General features: G+C 66.5%; 16 protein-coding genes. 6 read left to right on the forward strand and 10 right to left on the reverse strand.

Annotated features, from left to right (window positions below):
• Positions 1 to 3: 3 nt before the first annotated feature.
• Positions 4 to 300 carry an acylphosphatase gene (locus WS51_RS10350; protein WP_040140867.1) on the reverse strand — a complete coding sequence of 99 codons (297 nt, stop codon included), beginning with the start codon at positions 298 to 300 and terminating at the stop codon, positions 4 to 6.
• A 202-nt stretch (positions 301 to 502) separates the two neighbouring features.
• On the opposite strand from WS51_RS10350, the gene hpnA reads away from it, so the two are divergent.
• Positions 503 to 1,510: a hopanoid-associated sugar epimerase gene (gene hpnA / locus WS51_RS10355; RefSeq protein ID WP_059501414.1), complete on the forward strand. Its 1,008-nt coding sequence runs from the start codon at positions 503 to 505 to the stop codon at positions 1,508 to 1,510.
• 108 nt (positions 1,511 to 1,618) lie between these two features.
• Positions 1,619 to 3,034, forward strand: coding sequence for a hypothetical protein (locus WS51_RS10360; RefSeq protein WP_059794850.1), 1,416 nt, complete (start codon positions 1,619 to 1,621; stop codon positions 3,032 to 3,034).
• Positions 3,035 to 3,153: 119 nt separating this feature from the next.
• Here the strand turns inward: WS51_RS10360 and WS51_RS10365 are convergent, their stop codons facing one another.
• Positions 3,154 to 4,341 carry a glycosyltransferase gene (locus WS51_RS10365; RefSeq protein WP_059501410.1) on the reverse strand — a complete coding sequence of 396 codons (1,188 nt, stop codon included), beginning with the start codon at positions 4,339 to 4,341 and terminating at the stop codon, positions 3,154 to 3,156.
• Positions 4,342 to 4,758: 417 nt separating this feature from the next.
• On the opposite strand from WS51_RS10365, the gene ispH reads away from it, so the two are divergent.
• Complete coding sequence (gene ispH, locus WS51_RS10370; RefSeq protein ID WP_059467316.1) at positions 4,759 to 5,700, forward strand: 4-hydroxy-3-methylbut-2-enyl diphosphate reductase; 942 nt, start codon at positions 4,759 to 4,761, stop codon at positions 5,698 to 5,700.
• A 12-nt stretch (positions 5,701 to 5,712) separates the two neighbouring features.
• Complete coding sequence (hpnH, locus tag WS51_RS10375) at positions 5,713 to 6,873, forward strand: adenosyl-hopene transferase HpnH (RefSeq protein ID WP_059448912.1); 1,161 nt, start codon at positions 5,713 to 5,715, stop codon at positions 6,871 to 6,873.
• Positions 6,874 to 7,024: 151 nt separating this feature from the next.
• Here the strand turns inward: hpnH and WS51_RS10380 are convergent, their stop codons facing one another.
• The 3 genes from WS51_RS10380 to WS51_RS10395 form a co-directional block, all read right to left on the reverse strand.
• Entirely contained in the window at positions 7,025 to 7,285 is a 261-nt protein-coding gene (locus tag WS51_RS10380) for a hypothetical protein (protein ID WP_059810370.1), read from the reverse strand.
• A gap of 182 nt (positions 7,286 to 7,467) precedes the next feature.
• The gene (locus WS51_RS10385; protein WP_059810372.1) at positions 7,468 to 7,947 is read right to left on the reverse strand and encodes a hypothetical protein; all 480 of its coding nucleotides are present in this window, start codon (positions 7,945 to 7,947) and stop codon (positions 7,468 to 7,470) included.
• Between the two features lie 226 nt (positions 7,948 to 8,173).
• Positions 8,174 to 8,551 carry a hypothetical protein gene (locus WS51_RS10395; protein ID WP_069229184.1) on the reverse strand — a complete coding sequence of 126 codons (378 nt, stop codon included), beginning with the start codon at positions 8,549 to 8,551 and terminating at the stop codon, positions 8,174 to 8,176.
• Positions 8,552 to 9,043: 492 nt separating this feature from the next.
• Here WS51_RS10395 and WS51_RS10400 point away from each other — a divergent pair, with 492 nt between their 5' ends.
• Entirely contained in the window at positions 9,044 to 9,397 is a 354-nt protein-coding gene (locus tag WS51_RS10400; RefSeq protein ID WP_059448908.1) for a DOPA 4,5-dioxygenase family protein, read from the forward strand.
• Between the two features lie 118 nt (positions 9,398 to 9,515).
• Positions 9,516 to 9,947: a nuclear transport factor 2 family protein gene (locus WS51_RS10405; RefSeq protein ID WP_069229064.1), complete on the forward strand. Its 432-nt coding sequence runs from the start codon at positions 9,516 to 9,518 to the stop codon at positions 9,945 to 9,947.
• Positions 9,948 to 9,968: 21 nt separating this feature from the next.
• On the opposite strand, the gene trhA is transcribed toward WS51_RS10405, so the two are convergent.
• The 5 genes from trhA to WS51_RS10430 all read right to left on the reverse strand — a co-directional run bounded on the left by trhA (position 9,969) and on the right by WS51_RS10430 (position 14,815).
• Positions 9,969 to 10,589 carry a PAQR family membrane homeostasis protein TrhA gene (trhA, locus tag WS51_RS10410; protein ID WP_059448906.1) on the reverse strand — a complete coding sequence of 207 codons (621 nt, stop codon included), beginning with the start codon at positions 10,587 to 10,589 and terminating at the stop codon, positions 9,969 to 9,971.
• A 213-nt stretch (positions 10,590 to 10,802) separates the two neighbouring features.
• Complete coding sequence (locus WS51_RS10415; protein ID WP_027781714.1) at positions 10,803 to 11,009, reverse strand: YbdD/YjiX family protein; 207 nt, start codon at positions 11,007 to 11,009, stop codon at positions 10,803 to 10,805.
• A 12-nt stretch (positions 11,010 to 11,021) separates the two neighbouring features.
• Positions 11,022 to 13,100 (reverse strand): carbon starvation CstA family protein, encoded by a 2,079-nt coding sequence (locus tag WS51_RS10420; protein WP_069229065.1) that lies wholly within the window; start codon positions 13,098 to 13,100, stop codon positions 11,022 to 11,024.
• Between the two features lie 283 nt (positions 13,101 to 13,383).
• On the reverse strand, positions 13,384 to 13,812 hold the full coding sequence (locus WS51_RS10425; RefSeq protein ID WP_059448904.1) for a PRC-barrel domain-containing protein: 429 nt from the start codon (positions 13,810 to 13,812) through the stop codon (positions 13,384 to 13,386).
• Positions 13,813 to 14,107: 295 nt separating this feature from the next.
• Complete coding sequence (locus tag WS51_RS10430; protein ID WP_059501394.1) at positions 14,108 to 14,815, reverse strand: response regulator; 708 nt, start codon at positions 14,813 to 14,815, stop codon at positions 14,108 to 14,110.
• Positions 14,816 to 15,271: the final 456 nt, after the last annotated feature.

Consider the following 15,271-nt stretch of genomic DNA (forward strand, 5'->3'; position numbering starts at 1 on the left):
GCCTTACTGCTGCTGGAAGCGCTCGAAGCGCTTTTCGATCTGGCGCTCCTCGAACGTCACCTCCGTCACGCGCGCGGACGGCGGCCCGTGCCGCAGCCACGCGAGCATCCGGTCGATCTGCGCGCCGGGGCCCTGGATCATCGCCTCGACACTGCCGTCCTCGAGATTCGCGACCCAGCCGCGCAGCTTCAGCGCGTGCGCCTCGCGCACCGTCGCGTGACGGAAACCGACGCCCTGCACGACGCCGCGCACCCGCACGTAGTAGGTCTCGATCCGTTCGTCCAGTTCATTGCGGCTCATCGCGTCGCCCTCCCGTTGCATTCAAGCCCGGCATTGTAGTCGCGTCGGCCGCTTCTCACACGTGCCGGGCAGGCCCGCAGTGCGCCACTGCCGCGCCGGCTCGACCGCCGTGCGGCGCTCGCGTCGCCGGGCGCGCCGAGCACGTACAATCTCGCCGACGCACAACCGCCGCGCCGCCCGCGCGCGGCCCTGAAGGAAACGCATGACTGATACCTCTCGCGATCTCGTTCTCGTCACCGGCGCGTCCGGTTTCGTCGGCTCGGCCGTCGCACGCATCGCGCAGCAGAAAGGCTACGCGGTGCGCGTGCTGGTGCGCCCGACCAGCCCGCGCACGAACGTCGCGGATCTCGACGCCGAGATCGTCACCGGCGACATGCGCGACGAAACGTCGATGCGCGCCGCGCTGCGCGGCGTGCGCTACCTGTTGCACGTGGCGGCCGATTACCGGCTGTGGGCGCCGGATCCGCATGAGATCGAGCGCGCGAACCTCGAAGGCGCGGTCGCGACGATGCGCGCCGCGCGTGCCGAAGGCGTCGAGCGGATCGTCTACACGAGCAGCGTCGCGACGCTGAAGGTCACGAGCGCGGGCGACCCGTCCGACGAGAACCGGCCGCTGACCGCCGAGCAGGCGATCGGCGTGTACAAGCGCAGCAAGGTGCTGGCCGAGCGCGCGGTCGAGCGGATGATCGCCGACGAAGGGCTGCCGGCCGTGATCGTCAACCCGTCGACGCCGATCGGCCCGCGCGACGTGAAACCGACGCCGACCGGCCGCATCATCGTCGAAGCCGCGCTCGGCAAGATTCCGGCGTTCGTCGATACCGGCCTGAACCTCGTGCACGTGGACGACGTCGCGCACGGCCACTTCCTCGCGCTGGAGCGCGGCCGGATCGGCGAGCGCTACATCCTCGGCGGCGAGAACCTGCCGCTGCAGCAGATGCTGGCCGACATTGCACAGATGACCAACCGCAAGGCGCCGACGATCGCGCTGCCGCGCTGGCCGCTCTATCCGCTCGCGGTCGGTGCGGAGGCCGTCGCGAAGTTCACGAAGAAGGAGCCGTTCGTGACCGTCGACGGCTTGCGGATGTCGAAGAACAAGATGTATTTCACGTCCGCTAAGGCCGAGCGCGAGCTCGGCTACCGCGCGCGTCCGTACCGCGAAGGATTGCGCGATGCGCTCGACTGGTTCGGCTCGGCGGGCTACCTGAAGTAACACAAAGCGGCGTGCGTCACGCCGCTTTGCGCACTTTGTTACACGTCGCCGACGAACCGGCACCGGCGCAGCGGTTAAAATCGCGGGTCTTACGCAGAGAAGACACGCATGAACCTGAACGAACAGATCGATTCGCTCAACGCGGGCGTCGATCGGCTCCTCCACGATCACCACGCCGCGCAGCAGGCGGCACGCAGCGCGGAAGCGTTCGCGCGCGCCGCCGCGGCCGAAGCCCAGGCTGCCGCCGCCCGTCACGCCGCCGCCGAGTCGGAAGCCCAGGCCGCCGCGCAGCGCCACACGGCCGCAGCCGCCGATGCCGAAGCCGCGCAGCAGCGCCACATCGATGCAACCGCCGCGGCCGAAGCCGCCGCGCAACGCCACACCGAAGCGGCCGCACAGGCTGAAGCAGCGATCCAGCGGCACGCCGAGGCGACCGCGCTGACCGAAGCGCTCGCGCAGCGTCACGCGGATGCCGAAGCCGCGTCGCAGCGTCATGCGGCGGCGATCGCCGAAGCCGAGGCTGCCGCGCAGCGTCATCACGCCGCCGCGACCGAAGCGGACGCGGCCGCGCAGCGCCATGCCGCCGCGACCGCCGAGGCGGAAGCCGCCGCGAAGCGTCACGCGCAAGCGATCGCCGAAGCGGAGGCCGCGACGCAGCGCCACGCAGCCGCGATCGCCGAAGCCGAGGCACTCGCGCAGCGGCACACGCAGGCGATCGCCGAAGCGGAAGCCGCCGCGCAGCGCCATGCCGACGCAGCGGCCGCAGCCGAAGCGATCACGCGACGTCACAACGAGGCGATCGCGCAAGCCGAAGCCGCGGCGCAACGCCACGCACTCGCAACCGCCGAAGCCGAGGCCGTCGCGCAACGCCATGCCGAAGCCATCGCACAGGCCGAGGCGGCTGCGGCGCGTCACGCGAAGGCGATCGCCGACGCGGAAGCATTGGTCGAAGCCGTCGTGAAGGACGCCGCGACGAGCGCGGCAGGTTCGGCAACCGCGGCAACCGAGCCGGTCGTCGCGGCCGGCGCCGCCGAAGCGGCGGCCGAACCCGTGGTTGAACCCGTGACGGATGTCGCCGCACCGGCGGCCGCTGAAGCCGCCACGGTGCCGGCCGACGAGATCACCGACGTCGTTGCGACGACCGTCGCCGACACGGCGATCGAACTCGCACCCGCAGCGACGGCTGACGCGCCGGCGGACAAGGCGACGCTGCACGTCGCCCGCCCGTCGCAGAACGAACTGACGCTGACCGTCAACGGCCAGTCGATCACGCTGCACCCGGAGCAGCTCGGCCAGCTGATCGAGGAACTGGCGCACGCGCGCGCGTCGATGCAGCCGGAACCGCCGCCGGGCATCCCGGCCGGCTGGCGCTTCGTGACGACGAAGAATCCGATGATGGCCGTGCAGAAGCAGGCGAACGGCGACCGTCTGCTGGTCGCGCGCCACACCGGCTATGGCTGGGTGCCGTTCACGTTCTCGCCGGACGTCGTGATCCAGATGTACATGATGCTGACGCAGCGGTAAGCGCGCGCGGCAACACCGTAAAACGACAAAGCCCGATCGATTCGCACAATCGATCGGGCTTTTTGCTTTCCGCAACCCGGAGCAACGGCCGGCATCCGCCGGCCTCCCCGGGGCGTGCGTCAGCGCTCCACCGGCGCCTGCACGCGTGCCTTCCACTGGCCGCCCTTGCCGCGCCAGTAGCGCCACGCGGACGCGAACGTCGCGCCGACGTAGAACAGCGCGACCAGCGGCAGCGCCGGCGCCCACAGCGGCGAGCGGCGGTAGTAGCTCAGCATCGGCGCATACGCGGTGCACATCGACGCCCACGCGAGCCACGCCGGCCACGCGCGCGCGCCGTACGCCAGCGCGGCCACGGGCGGCACGAGGTAGATGATCGTCATCCCGAGGAGCGTGCCGGCGAGCAGCAGCGGCGAGTAATGAAGCTGCGTGAACGCGGTGCGCGCGATCATGTTCCAGATGTCGCGCCAGCTGTCGTACGGACGCAGCGACACGCTGCGATCGGCCAGGTCGAGCCGGATCGGATGCCGGCCGCTGCCGCGATGCTTGATCTGCGCGGCGAGGCTGCAGTCGTCGATCAGCGCGCCGCGAATCGATTCGATGCCGCCCGCCTCCTCGAGCGCGCTGCGCTTGACCAGCATGCAGCCGCCGGCAGCACCGGCCGTCCGGTTGCGCGGATTGTTGATCCACGAGAACGGATAGAGCTTCGCGAAGAAGAACACGAACGCCGGAATCAGCGCCTTTTCCCAGAACGAATCGCAGCGCAGCCGCACCATCAGCGACACCAGATCGCGCTGTTCGGCCTGCGCGCGCGTGACGAGCTGGGCGACCGCGTCCGGCGGATGGCCGATGTCGGCATCGGTCAGCAGCAAGTAGTCGGCCGGCAGCCCGAGCGTGCGCACCGCGGCGATGCCCTGCGACTGCGCCCACACCTTGCCCGACCAGCCGGCCGGCAGCGGCTTCGCCGACAGCACGGTCAGGCGGTCGGCGCGGTTGATCGCGAGCGCGGCCGCGCGGGCCGCATCGGCGGTGCCGTCGTCGCTGTGGTCGTCGACGATGATCAGATGGAAGTCGCCCGGATAATCCTGCTCGAGCAGCGACGTGGCCGCGCGGGCGATCACGTCCGCCTCGTTGCGTGCCGGCACGACCGCGACGACGGCCGGCCAGCCGGCCTCGGCGGCGGCACCGCGCGCCTCAGGCGGCAGCGGCCGCGCGGGGCGCGCGCGCCAGAAACCGCCGCGCGCGACGAGCAGCACGATCCAGATCAGCAGCGACAGGCCGGACACCAGGAAAGTGATCGCCAGCATCATCGGCCCGCCTCCTGCCGGATGCCGGCGCGAGCGGCACCGGATCGTCCGGTCTCAATAAGGGTCGGAGTTGAAAAGCCCATGACCGCACCGGCGGCAGGGCAATACGCGTAAGAATCGACGGTCATCGAATGGCCTTGAAATGAGCGCGACGCCGGGCAGCCGGACAGGCCGCCCGCGAAACCGCGCAGTTTACCGGGTTCCGCGCGCGCCAGCGCCGACGCGGCACTGCGGCGGATGCAACACGCCAATACGGCACCAGAGCAAGGACGGCGCGATAGGGTTAAAATGCGCGATTAATTCGGGGTTCCGGGGCCTGGCCTGGCCGGTTCGTTTCCTGCCTTCATAACATCAAGCCGGGGCGAGCGAGCCGTGCCAGCTCCTCGAACCCCGGCGTCTGTCGTCGGAGTTCGCTCACCTATGCGAGTCATCCTTGCCCAGCCCCGCGGCTTTTGTGCGGGGGTTGTCCGCGCGATCGAAATCGTCGATCGCGCGCTGCAACAGCACGGCGCGCCGGTCTATGTGCGTCACGAGATCGTGCACAACCGGCATGTCGTCGAAAATCTGCGTAATAAAGGGGCACGATTCGTTGAGGAGCTCGACGAGGTGCCGCATGGCGCCGTGGCGATCTTCAGCGCGCACGGTGTCGCCCAGACGGTCGAGCGTGACGCCGAAACGCGCGGGCTCGACGTGCTGGACGCCACCTGCCCGCTCGTCACGAAAGTGCACGTGCAGGGGCGCCAGTATGTCGCGGCGGGCCGCCGGCTGATCCTGATCGGCCATGCGGGCCATCCGGAAGTGGAAGGCACGATCGGCCAGATTCCGGCCGAGGTGATCCTCGTGCAGAGCGAGGCGGAAGTCGATACGCTGACGCTGCCGGTCGACACGCCGGTCGCGTACGTCACGCAGACGACGCTGTCGGTCGACGACACGCGCGGCATCATCGAAGCGCTGCAGCGCCGGTTCACCGACATCGTCGGCCCGGACACGCGCGACATCTGCTACGCGACGCAGAACCGCCAGGCCGCCGTGCGCGAGCTGAGCAGCCAGGTCGACGTGCTGCTGGTCGTCGGTGCGACGAACAGCTCGAACTCGAACCGCCTGCGCGAGATCGGCACCGAAAGCGGCGTGCCGAGCTATCTCGTCGCCGACGGCTCGGAAGTGAAGCCCGAATGGTTCGCGGGCGTGCAGACGGTCGGCCTGACCGCCGGCGCGTCGGCACCCGAGGAAATGGTTGAGGATGTAATCGGCGCGCTGCGCGCGCTGGGGCCCGTCGATGTCACGACGATGGCGGGCCGTGAGGAAAAAGTCGAATTCAAGTTGCCGGCGAAGCTTACGCAAGCTGTCGCCCGCGAAGTTTAAGGAGGACATCTCTTGTCTATTCCGCTGCTCCAGCAAGTCCGCGTCGGCGCATACATCATGCGCCAACACCTGTCCGGCAACAAACGCTATCCGCTCGCGCTGATGCTCGAGCCGCTGTTCCGCTGCAACCTCGCCTGTAACGGCTGCGGCAAGATCGACTATCCGGACCCGATCCTGAACCAGCGTCTTTCCGTCGAGGAATGCCTGGAAGCCGTCGACGAGTGCGGCGCGCCCATCGTGTCGATCGCCGGCGGCGAGCCGCTGCTCCACAAGGACATGCCGGAGATCGTCAAGGGCATCATGAAGCGCAAGAAGTTCGTGTACCTGTGCACGAACGCGCTCCTGATGGAAAAGAAGATGGACGACTACCAGCCGAATCCGTACTTCGTCTGGTCGGTCCACCTCGACGGCGACAAGGAGATGCACGACCATTCCGTGTCGCAGGAAGGCGTGTACGACAAGGCGGTCGCGGCCATCAAGGAAGCGAAGCGCCGCGGCTTCCGCGTGAACATCAACTGCACGCTGTTCAACGACGCGATCCCCGAGCGCGTCGCGAAGTTCTTCGATACGCTGGGGCCGATCGGCGTCGACGGCATCACCGTGTCGCCGGGCTACGCGTACGAGCGCGCACCGGATCAGCAGCACTTCCTGAACCGCGACAAGACGAAGAACCTGTTCCGCGAGATCCTGAAGCGCGGCGAAGGCGGCAAGCGCTGGTCGTTCAGCCAGTCGTCGCTGTTCCTCGACTTCCTGGCCGGCAACCAGACGTACAAGTGCACGCCGTGGGGCAACCCGGCGCGTACCGTGTTCGGCTGGCAGAAGCCGTGCTATCTGGTCGGCGAAGGTTACGTGAAGACCTTCAAGGAACTGATGGAAGACACGAACTGGGACAACTACGGCGTCGGCAACTACGAGAAGTGCGCGGACTGCATGGTCCACTGCGGCTTCGAAGCCACCGCCGTGATGGACACGATCGCGCATCCGCTGAAGGCGTTCGCGGTCAGCCGCAAGGGCATCAAGACCGAAGGCCCGTTCGCGCCGGACATCTCGATCGCAAAGCAGCGCCCGGCCGAGTACGTGTTCTCGCGCCACGTCGAGATCAAGCTCGAGGAAATCCAGCGCGCCGGCAAGGGCAAGCTGCAAAAGTCGTCGAAGCCGGCAACGGCAGCTTAAACGCGTACCGCCACGCGGAGGTTCGCGCCTCCGCGTCGGCCGGCATCGAAAAAGCGCCACGGAGTTCGCTCCGTGGCGCTTTTGCTTTGTCGGGCGTCGTCGCAAATCCGCGTGCATTCGCGCACGCATGAGCACGCGAACGCCCGTACGCCTAGTGCCTCGATTCGGCCGCCGCGATCAGTTGCCATGCGGTCGGCCCGCGATCGAGCAGCGGGTCGGACGGCGGATCGAGATCGTGACGATGTTCGTCATTGGACGGCAGCGCCTGCGCCTTCGCGATGCCGATCTCGTCGCCGCATATGGTGCATCGATAGATGCCCGCAACTGTTGCCTCGCTGCCCGGCGGCAGGTTCTCGCTGAATGCGCGACCGCTTCCGCACGTGAAGTAGCCACCGATCCTGTATAGCGCCATCGCCACCTCCTGACTGAAACGATGCGTTCGCACCGGACCCCGTGCGATCGTCGCGAACGCGAGGATGGATCGTCATCGACCGAGCCCGATCGGCTCCTGTCGTGACATCGGTCGGCGAGCATCAGCCCCGGGAACGGAACACGCATGGACTGCGGCCAGCGAGCCGCACACGTTGCCAACGCTCAATGCAGAACGGCCGAAGCCCGCATCCGTGCCGCCGCCTGCGCGAGCAGCCCGGGCTGCTCGCTGGACGCGAACGCGCTCACGTGGCGCCACAGCTCGGCGAGCCGGTGTCGCGTGAGCGTCGCGACGCACGCGTCGTTCGCCGCGAGCACACGCTCGAGCGCCGCGCACTCGTCGTCGTGCAGCGTCCATGCGCCGCTTTGGGCGGCGCGCGCCACGCTCGCGTCGAGCACGCGCTCCGCGTCGACGCACAGGTCGATGCTCGCATCCGGGGAAACCGCGTCGTCGAGCGCGAGGAACACCAGGTAGACGCTCGTGCGCAACCGCATCAGCAACGTTTCGCTGCCGTGCTCGCCGCGCAGCGCGACGAGCGCCATGTGGCATTTCAGCGAAATGTCGCGCACATGCGCGGGCGGCAGCGGCAGCAGCCATTCGCGCGTCAACGGAACGTGGCGACGGCCTTTTCTGGCGGCCTTCATGATCGGCCCTCGCCCGGCGCGACGTCGTCCGCATCGAGTGCCGACCACGCGATGCGACACGCAACGGTGCCGCGGCTCACGTCGCGACGGCCGTTCGCGCGGCGCGGCGCGCCACCGTTCATCCCGCCCCGCGAGCGCGTCGCGCGCGCCGCGCGTCGCCGGCGAACCACCGATGCGCGCAACACGTCGGGGAATCGATCAGCGCATGCCATGCTCGCCTCCCGCATCAAAACGTGTTCTCGCCCTTCAGGTAGTACGCCGTCTTCACGAAGAACGCCTTCACCGGATGGCCGCTGCGCGCGGCGCTTGCCGCGCGCGCTTCCATCGCGGCCTTCTCCTCTCGCGAGCGGTCGGGCATCGGGTACCTCACGCGCTCGAGCGCGCGCTGCATCGCGAGCGGATAGTTCTGATTGCCGGCTGTCGTCGCGCGATAGCCGACGCGCGTCATCTGCATCAGTTGCACGTCGGTTTCGGCACGCGCCGCCGACCAGGTCAACGGCGCGGCGCTCGACTGCCACTCGGTATCGACGGACTGCGCGAAGCTTGCGGCAGGCAGCACGGCAAGCGCGCCGGACAGGACAGCAAGGGAAACAACGGATCGCATCATGGCCTCCAGATGGTTGTTTCCGCATCGATCGTCGTCGTCGATGCGGTGCAATCATCGTATGTCGCGTGGCCATGCGCTTGAATAGCCGATTCCGCAATTGATTTTTTCTGCACCGGGGGCTGGCCCCGATTCAAGCGATTCGCCAATGCTGCCCGCGCGGAAATTCTTTATTTCATTCAATTACCTGATTGCATTTTGGCTGATGAATCGAAGCGCCACGCGAATCGCCTTTGCAGTTTTTGAAATGACGTATTGCCGATGCGAATTCGGCCCGGGCCGTACCCGGCACGGCTTTCGACCCGATGCCGCACACGCCGGCACAAGTGCGAAATGACTCAACGAACACACTGGATTTCCTGACACACGACAAATCCACCGCGCCGATCTCCCGCTTTGCAACGAGACGTGTCCCGCCAGGACGCGAGATAATTGCGCATCGGCCGTCCGTTACGGCTCATGTCCTTCCCTGTTCTTCTTTCGAGTTCCGCCATGGCTGCCATCGACACCACCGCCATCGCCAGTTGGCACGCACACGTCTACTTCGACGCCGAGAGCCGCGACGCAGCCTGGGCGTTCCGCCTCGTCGTCGAAGAACGATTCGGCGCGATCATCGAGCTCGGCCGCTTTCACGAGCGTCTCGTCGGCCCGCATCCGGCCTGGTCCTATCAGATCGCGTTCGACGCCGCGCATTTCGACGCCATCGTGCCGTGGCTCGTGCTGAATCACGGCGCGCTCGACGTCTTCCTGCATCCGAATACCGGCGACGACATGCGCGATCATCGCGACAGCGCGGTGTGGATCGGCAAGTCGCATGAACTGAATCTCGGCGCACTCGCGGGCTGACGGGCCGCACGCCGTCGCGGACGGCATGCGCGACGTCCACGTTTCGGCCTGGGATGAAACGTCCGGCGGCACGGCATCGCTACAGTGGTTTCGTTATCCACGTATTCCGGAGCCCGCCATGACACGAGCCGACACCGATGCGCAACGCATCCATCAAGACTGGCACGCCGCCGTCGTCGCGCGCGACCTCGACGCCCTGATGTCGCTGTACGCGGACGACGCGGTACTCGAAACACCGCTGATCGTCGTCGCACTGCCCGACCACGGCTCCGGCGTGCTGCACGGCAAGGCCGCGATCGGCGCATTCTTCGCGGCGGGCCTGCGCAATCCGGAAAACAAGCTTGGACGCTGGTATCGAACCGGGCTGTTCTTCTCGAACGGCCGGCGGCTCATTTGGGAATATCCGCGCGAAACGCCGGAAGGCGATCAGGTCGATCTCGTCGAGGTGATGGATCTGCGCGACGGGCTGATCGCGCATCACCGCGTCTACTGGGGGTGGGTCGGGTTCATGGCGCTGCGCGATGCGACACGGGCAGCCGGGCATGCATGACGCGGAGTGTGCCGCCCGCGCTCACGCGACATACATCGCGACGCTGACGAACTGGCACAGGCTGCCGGCCAGCACGAAAAGATGCCAGATACCGTGCCCGTGGCGGATGCGCTCGTCGTTGATGAAGAAGTAGATTCCCGCGCTGTAGATGACGCCGCCGGCCACGAGCCATGCGGCACCCACCGGCGGCAGCGCATGAATCAGCGGGCGAATCGCGACGAGCGCGAGCCAGCCCATCAGCACGTACAGCACCATCGACACGATGCGCGTGCGCCGGCCGAGCGTGAGTTCCTGCGCGATCCCGAAGGCGGCAAGCCCCCAGCTGACGCCGAACAGCGACCAGCCCCAGGGGCCGCGCAGCGTGACGAGCGTAAACGGCGTGTAGCTTCCCGCAATCAGCAGATAAATGGCCGAATGATCGCACTTCTGCAGAATCGCCTTGAGGCGCGGGTTGCGCACGCTGTGATATGCCGTCGAGATCCCGTAGAGCAGGATCAGCATCGCACCGTACACGCTGAAGCTCACGATCTTGTACGGGTCGCGATCAAGCGCGCCCATCGTCACCAGCGCGACCAGCCCTGCCACCGACAACACCGCGCCGACGAGATGGGAAATGCTGTTGAAACGCTCACCGACATGCACGACGGGCTCTCCTGCGCGGATTCTTGGTGGAAAAATGATGCCATACATGATACCGGCGCCCGGACTTTGCCGCGCTGAACGAAGTCAATCGCCGCAGCGCCGGGCGCGTCGCGCACCGCGTCGACCGCCAAAGAAAAAAGCGCCGCGAATGCCTTCGCGGCGCTTTCCGGTCCTTCAGCGGACCGCCTCACCGGCCATCGGTGCACGGCCGGCTCAGCAACACTTCCCTGCCCCCGACCCGTACCGCGCATTCTGACGCTCGCGGAAGAATTCCTCGTACGTCATCGGTTCGCGGTCCGGATGGGTTTCGCGCATGTGCGCGACGTAGGTGTCGTAGTCGGGCAGGCCGACCATCAGCCGCAACGCCTGCCCGAGGTAACGCCCCGCACTGCGCAGGTCGCTGCCGAGATCGGTGAACATCGCGGCCTCCCGTTATCGTCCGCTGCCGAGCGCCTGCGCGGCCGGCATCGCTTCGTACGGCGTCTCGCGCACGGTCGGCTTCGACTCGCGACGCGCGCGCAGCACGGCGAGCAGGCCGTACACCGCGATCGCCACGACGACGAAGATGAACAGGCCAGCCAGCGCCGCATCGATGTAGTCGTTGAAGATGATTCGCTTCATCTGCGCGATCGACTTCGCCGGCGCGAGCACCTTGCCCTCGTCCACCGCCGCCTGCAGCTTCGCCGCGTGCGCAAGGAAGCTGACCTTCGGGTTCGCGTCGAAGATCTTCTGCCAGCCGGCCCTCAGCGTGCAGATCAGCAGCCATGCGGTCGGCACGATTGTCACCCATGCGTAGCGCTCGCGCTTCATCTTGAACAGCACGACGGTGCCGAGCACCAGCGCGATCGCGGCGAGCATCTGGTTCGAGATGCCGAACAGCGGCCACAGCGTGTTGATGCCGCCGAGCGGATCGACCACGCCCTGGTACAGGAAGTAGCCCCACGCCGCGACGCACAGCGCGGTGGCGACCAGGTTTGCGGGCAGCGACTCGGTGCGCTTGAGCGCCGGATGGAACGTGCCGAGCAGGTCCTGCAGCATGAAGCGGCCCGCGCGCGTGCCGGCGTCGACCGCCGTCAGGATGAACAGCGCCTCGAACAGGATCGCGAAGTGATACCAGAACGCCATCATCGCTTCGCCGCCGATCACCTGATGCAGGATATGCGCCATGCCGACGGCCAGCGTCGGTGCGCCGCCCGCGCGCGCGATGATCGTCGTTTCGCCGACGGCCTTCGCGGTCTGCGTCAGCATGTCGGGCGTCAGCACGAAGCCCCATTGCGTGACCGTGTTCGCGACCGCTTCGGGTGTCGAGCCGAGCACGGCGGCCGGCGCGTTCATCGCGAAGTAAATGCCCGGCTCGATCACGCACGCGGCGACCAGCGCCATGATCGCGACGAACGATTCCATCAGCATCGCGCCGTAACCGATGAAGCGTGCGTTGGTTTCATTGTCGATCAGCTTGGGCGTCGTGCCCGACGAGATCAGCGCGTGGAAGCCCGACACCGCGCCGCATGCGATCGTGATGAACAGGAACGGGAACAGGTTGCCCGACCACACCGGGCCCGTGCCGTCGACGAACTTCGTCAGCGCGGGCATCTTCAGTTCCGGCGCGACGACCAGGATGCCGATCGCGAGGCCGAGGATCGTGCCGATCTTCAGGAACGTCGACAGGTAGTCGCGCGGCGCGAGCAGCAGCCACACCGGCAGCACCGATGCAACGAAGCCGTAGCCGATCAGGATCCATGTGAGCTGCGTGCCGCTGAACGTGAACCATGCGGCAAGCGTCGGCGAATCGTGCACGGTCTGGCCGAATGCGATCGACGCCATCAGCAGCACGAAGCCGATGATCGACACTTCGCCGATGCGGCCCGGACGGATGTAGCGCGTGTAGACGCCCATGAACAGCGCGATCGGAATCGTCGCGGCGACGGTGAACGTGCCCCACGGCGAATTCGTCAGCGCCTTCACGACGATCAGCGCGAGCACCGCGAGGATGATCACCATGATCAGGAACGCGCCGAACAGCGCGATCACGCCGGGCACCGTGCCGAGCTCCATCTTGACGAGGTCGCCGAGCGAGCGGCCGTCGCGGCGCGTCGAGATGAACAGCACGATGAAGTCCTGCACCGCGCCGGCGAACACGACGCCGGCCAGGATCCACAGCATGCCGGGCGTGTAGCCCATCTGCGCGGCGAGCACCGGCCCGACGAGCGGCCCGGCGCCGGCGATCGCGGCGAAGTGATGGCCGAACAGCACGTACTTGTTGGTCGGCACGTAGTCGAGGCCGTCGTTGTACTTGACCGCCGGTGTCATCCGCAGCCCGTCGAGCTGCATGACCTTGCTGGCGATGAAACGGCTGTAGAAGCGATATGCGATCAGATATACGCAGACCGCGGCGATCACGATCCATAGCGCGCTGACGCGTTCGCCGTGCGCGAGTGCGATCGTCCCGAACGCGAACGCGCCGAGTAGCGCGACCGCGATCCAGAGCAGGGTACTGGAAGCCCGATTCATGGCGTCTCCTGGTCTCCAATGTGTTTTTTGAGTGGATCCGGCGTGGCGCCGAACCCGCGTGACGTCGATGCGTCATGCCGCATCTTGCGGAAGACACGGCCGTGGGCCGTAGTATTCCGTGCGACGGGGGAGGCTTACAAGCGCACAACTACGTATGCGAGGCTACGTAGAATTACGTAGAAAGGGGGCAAGGCCGGGAAACGCGTCCGTGGCAAATCCACGCCCGGCCGGGCAGTTGCCGCGATTAACCGCGCCCGGCGCATCGTGCGCCGGGCCATATGGATCAGTGCTTGTCGTCGAGCTTCTTCGGCTTCGGCGGCGTCGGCACCTTCGCGTACTGGAACGCCGGCGTCGCCTTCAGCGCGTCCTTCGTCGCGCCCGGCAGATAGATATTGCCGTTGCGCACGTCGAGCGACGCGATCGGCACCGCGACGTCGTGTGCCGCGACACCCAGGAAGCCGCCCGCCGACACGATCGCGGCCGACACCGAGCCGTCAGGCGCGACGATCAGGTCGCGCACCGTGCCGACTTTCTGATTCTGGTCGTTGTACACGGCCTTGCCGAGTACGCTCTTCTTCACGCTCCAGCCCTCGAGCAGCGCCTGCGATTGCTCGACGGTGACGCTGAGCGGCTGGGCGCCCGCGATCTGCGCGTGCGCGCTGATGCTCGAAACGAGAACGGCGGCTGCGACGATTGTCTTGGTGAAAGCCATGCTGATTGAACTCCGGTTAGGTTGTTGTTGGTGCCGGGAGCGAAGCGGCGCGTGTGCAGCGGAGAATCGGTGAGCACCCCGCGCTTCGTCGATGCAGCAGCAGCCGGCCGCGCCGCCGCTGCGTGTGTGCGCAACGAGCCCGGACGGGACGCGTCGGACAGCGCAACACGGATGTCATGGTAGCGCCAGTCGAGAAGTGCTGCCTTCAGGCTGCATCGCGCTACGGCGTATGCCATTGAACGAAGATCAATGTCGGCGCAGATAATGCCGAGGGAGGTCCGGAATCAGATGGTGCTCAGTGTTTCTCCAGCAGCTTGCGGGACGAGAACAATTCGGCATCGCTACGGATGCCGAGCTTGCGATACGCCGATTGCTTTTGCGTGCTGATGGTCTTGCGGCTGCGGGAAAACTTCAATGCGATATCGGATACCGACATGCCCGCGAGATAGCAGCGCAGCACCTCATGCTCGCGCGGGCTCAGGCGCGGGTCGAAGGCAAAATCCGCTTCGGCCGTCGTGGCGTCGCCGCCGGGCGCGGGTTTCGGCACCGCGAGGCTCTGCACGGACGTCGCACTCGCCGTCACCCTGTCGGCCAGTTCGGCACTAATGTACGACCGCCCTTTTGCAACCACTCGAATCGCATGCACCAGTTCGCGCAGATTTTCGCTCTTGCCGAAGAATCCGAGCGCGCCGGCGCGCATGGTCATGCTGACGGTCGCGGGCGTGTCGCTGCTCGAGGTCATCAGGATCCTGCACTCCGGAAAGCGCGTACTGAGCAGCTTGACGAGATTGAGGCCGTCGATTTCGTCGGGGCCGAGCGTATAGTCGAGCAGCACGACGTCCGCACGATTCGACTCGAGCCAGCTGATCAGGTCGCGCGATCTTGCAAAGCTCGCCGCAACTTCGATGCCGGTCTTCTCCGTCAGATAACTGGCGATCCCGTGCTGGACGACGGCATGGTCGTCCACGATCACGACGCGGATCGGCTGGAGCTCTGGTCTCATTGCTACCCCTTTTTTCTCTCTGGCGATACGGCTCTCAACGGTCGGCCTTTCTTGTTGTCGTGGCAAACCGGAACGAATGATCTGAATTAGCTTACCGGCTTTCTGGATAATTTTTAACCCCGCCAGCTAAACAGCCAATGGGTGCGCAGCAGTGGCACACGCCATCCAATCCTGTGCGGCGTTCGTGATGGCTCAACATGGGGAATTCGCACGAGCGTGGTGTCATCGCGGGCTGATGATCTTGCTGATACCCGTGCTCGGCTGGGGATGGACACGCAGCAGGTCACAATGCCAGCGATCGCCCGCGCATCAGGTCGTACGCACCTTCGCTGACGTGCATTGGCGTCCGCTTGAATTTCGCGAAAGGGGAAAGCACGTCAGGGCCGTGCCTTCGTTTCTCGATGCGATGCGTCAAATCGGCAGCCGCGCTTCGAACAAGTCGATGACGTATCGTCG

The organism is Burkholderia territorii, from assembly GCF_001718335.1.
GTDB classification, from domain to species: domain Bacteria; phylum Pseudomonadota; class Gammaproteobacteria; order Burkholderiales; family Burkholderiaceae; genus Burkholderia; species Burkholderia territorii.

Coding starts and splice junctions, on each gene's coding strand:
- WS51_RS10415 (WP_027781714.1), bottom strand. CDS start 11,009: ATGTTCACCGATCTCGGCAGCGACCTGCGCAGTGCGGGGCGTTACCTC.
- ispH (WP_059467316.1), top strand. CDS start 4,759: ATGCGAGTCATCCTTGCCCAGCCCCGCGGCTTTTGTGCGGGGGTTGTC.
- WS51_RS10430 (WP_059501394.1), bottom strand. CDS start 14,815: ATGAGACCAGAGCTCCAGCCGATCCGCGTCGTGATCGTGGACGACCAT.
- WS51_RS10365 (WP_059501410.1), bottom strand. CDS start 4,341: ATGATGCTGGCGATCACTTTCCTGGTGTCCGGCCTGTCGCTGCTGATC.
- WS51_RS10360 (WP_059794850.1), top strand. CDS start 1,619: ATGAACCTGAACGAACAGATCGATTCGCTCAACGCGGGCGTCGATCGG.
- WS51_RS10395 (WP_069229184.1), bottom strand. CDS start 8,551: ATGCGATCCGTTGTTTCCCTTGCTGTCCTGTCCGGCGCGCTTGCCGTG.
- WS51_RS10400 (WP_059448908.1), top strand. CDS start 9,044: ATGGCTGCCATCGACACCACCGCCATCGCCAGTTGGCACGCACACGTC.
- WS51_RS10425 (WP_059448904.1), bottom strand. CDS start 13,812: ATGGCTTTCACCAAGACAATCGTCGCAGCCGCCGTTCTCGTTTCGAGC.
- WS51_RS10405 (WP_069229064.1), top strand. CDS start 9,516: ATGACACGAGCCGACACCGATGCGCAACGCATCCATCAAGACTGGCAC.
- WS51_RS10385 (WP_059810372.1), bottom strand. CDS start 7,947: ATGAAGGCCGCCAGAAAAGGCCGTCGCCACGTTCCGTTGACGCGCGAA.
- hpnA (WP_059501414.1), top strand. CDS start 503: ATGACTGATACCTCTCGCGATCTCGTTCTCGTCACCGGCGCGTCCGGT.
- WS51_RS10350 (WP_040140867.1), bottom strand. CDS start 300: ATGAGCCGCAATGAACTGGACGAACGGATCGAGACCTACTACGTGCGG.
- WS51_RS10380 (WP_059810370.1), bottom strand. CDS start 7,285: ATGGCGCTATACAGGATCGGTGGCTACTTCACGTGCGGAAGCGGTCGC.
- WS51_RS10420 (WP_069229065.1), bottom strand. CDS start 13,100: ATGAATCGGGCTTCCAGTACCCTGCTCTGGATCGCGGTCGCGCTACTC.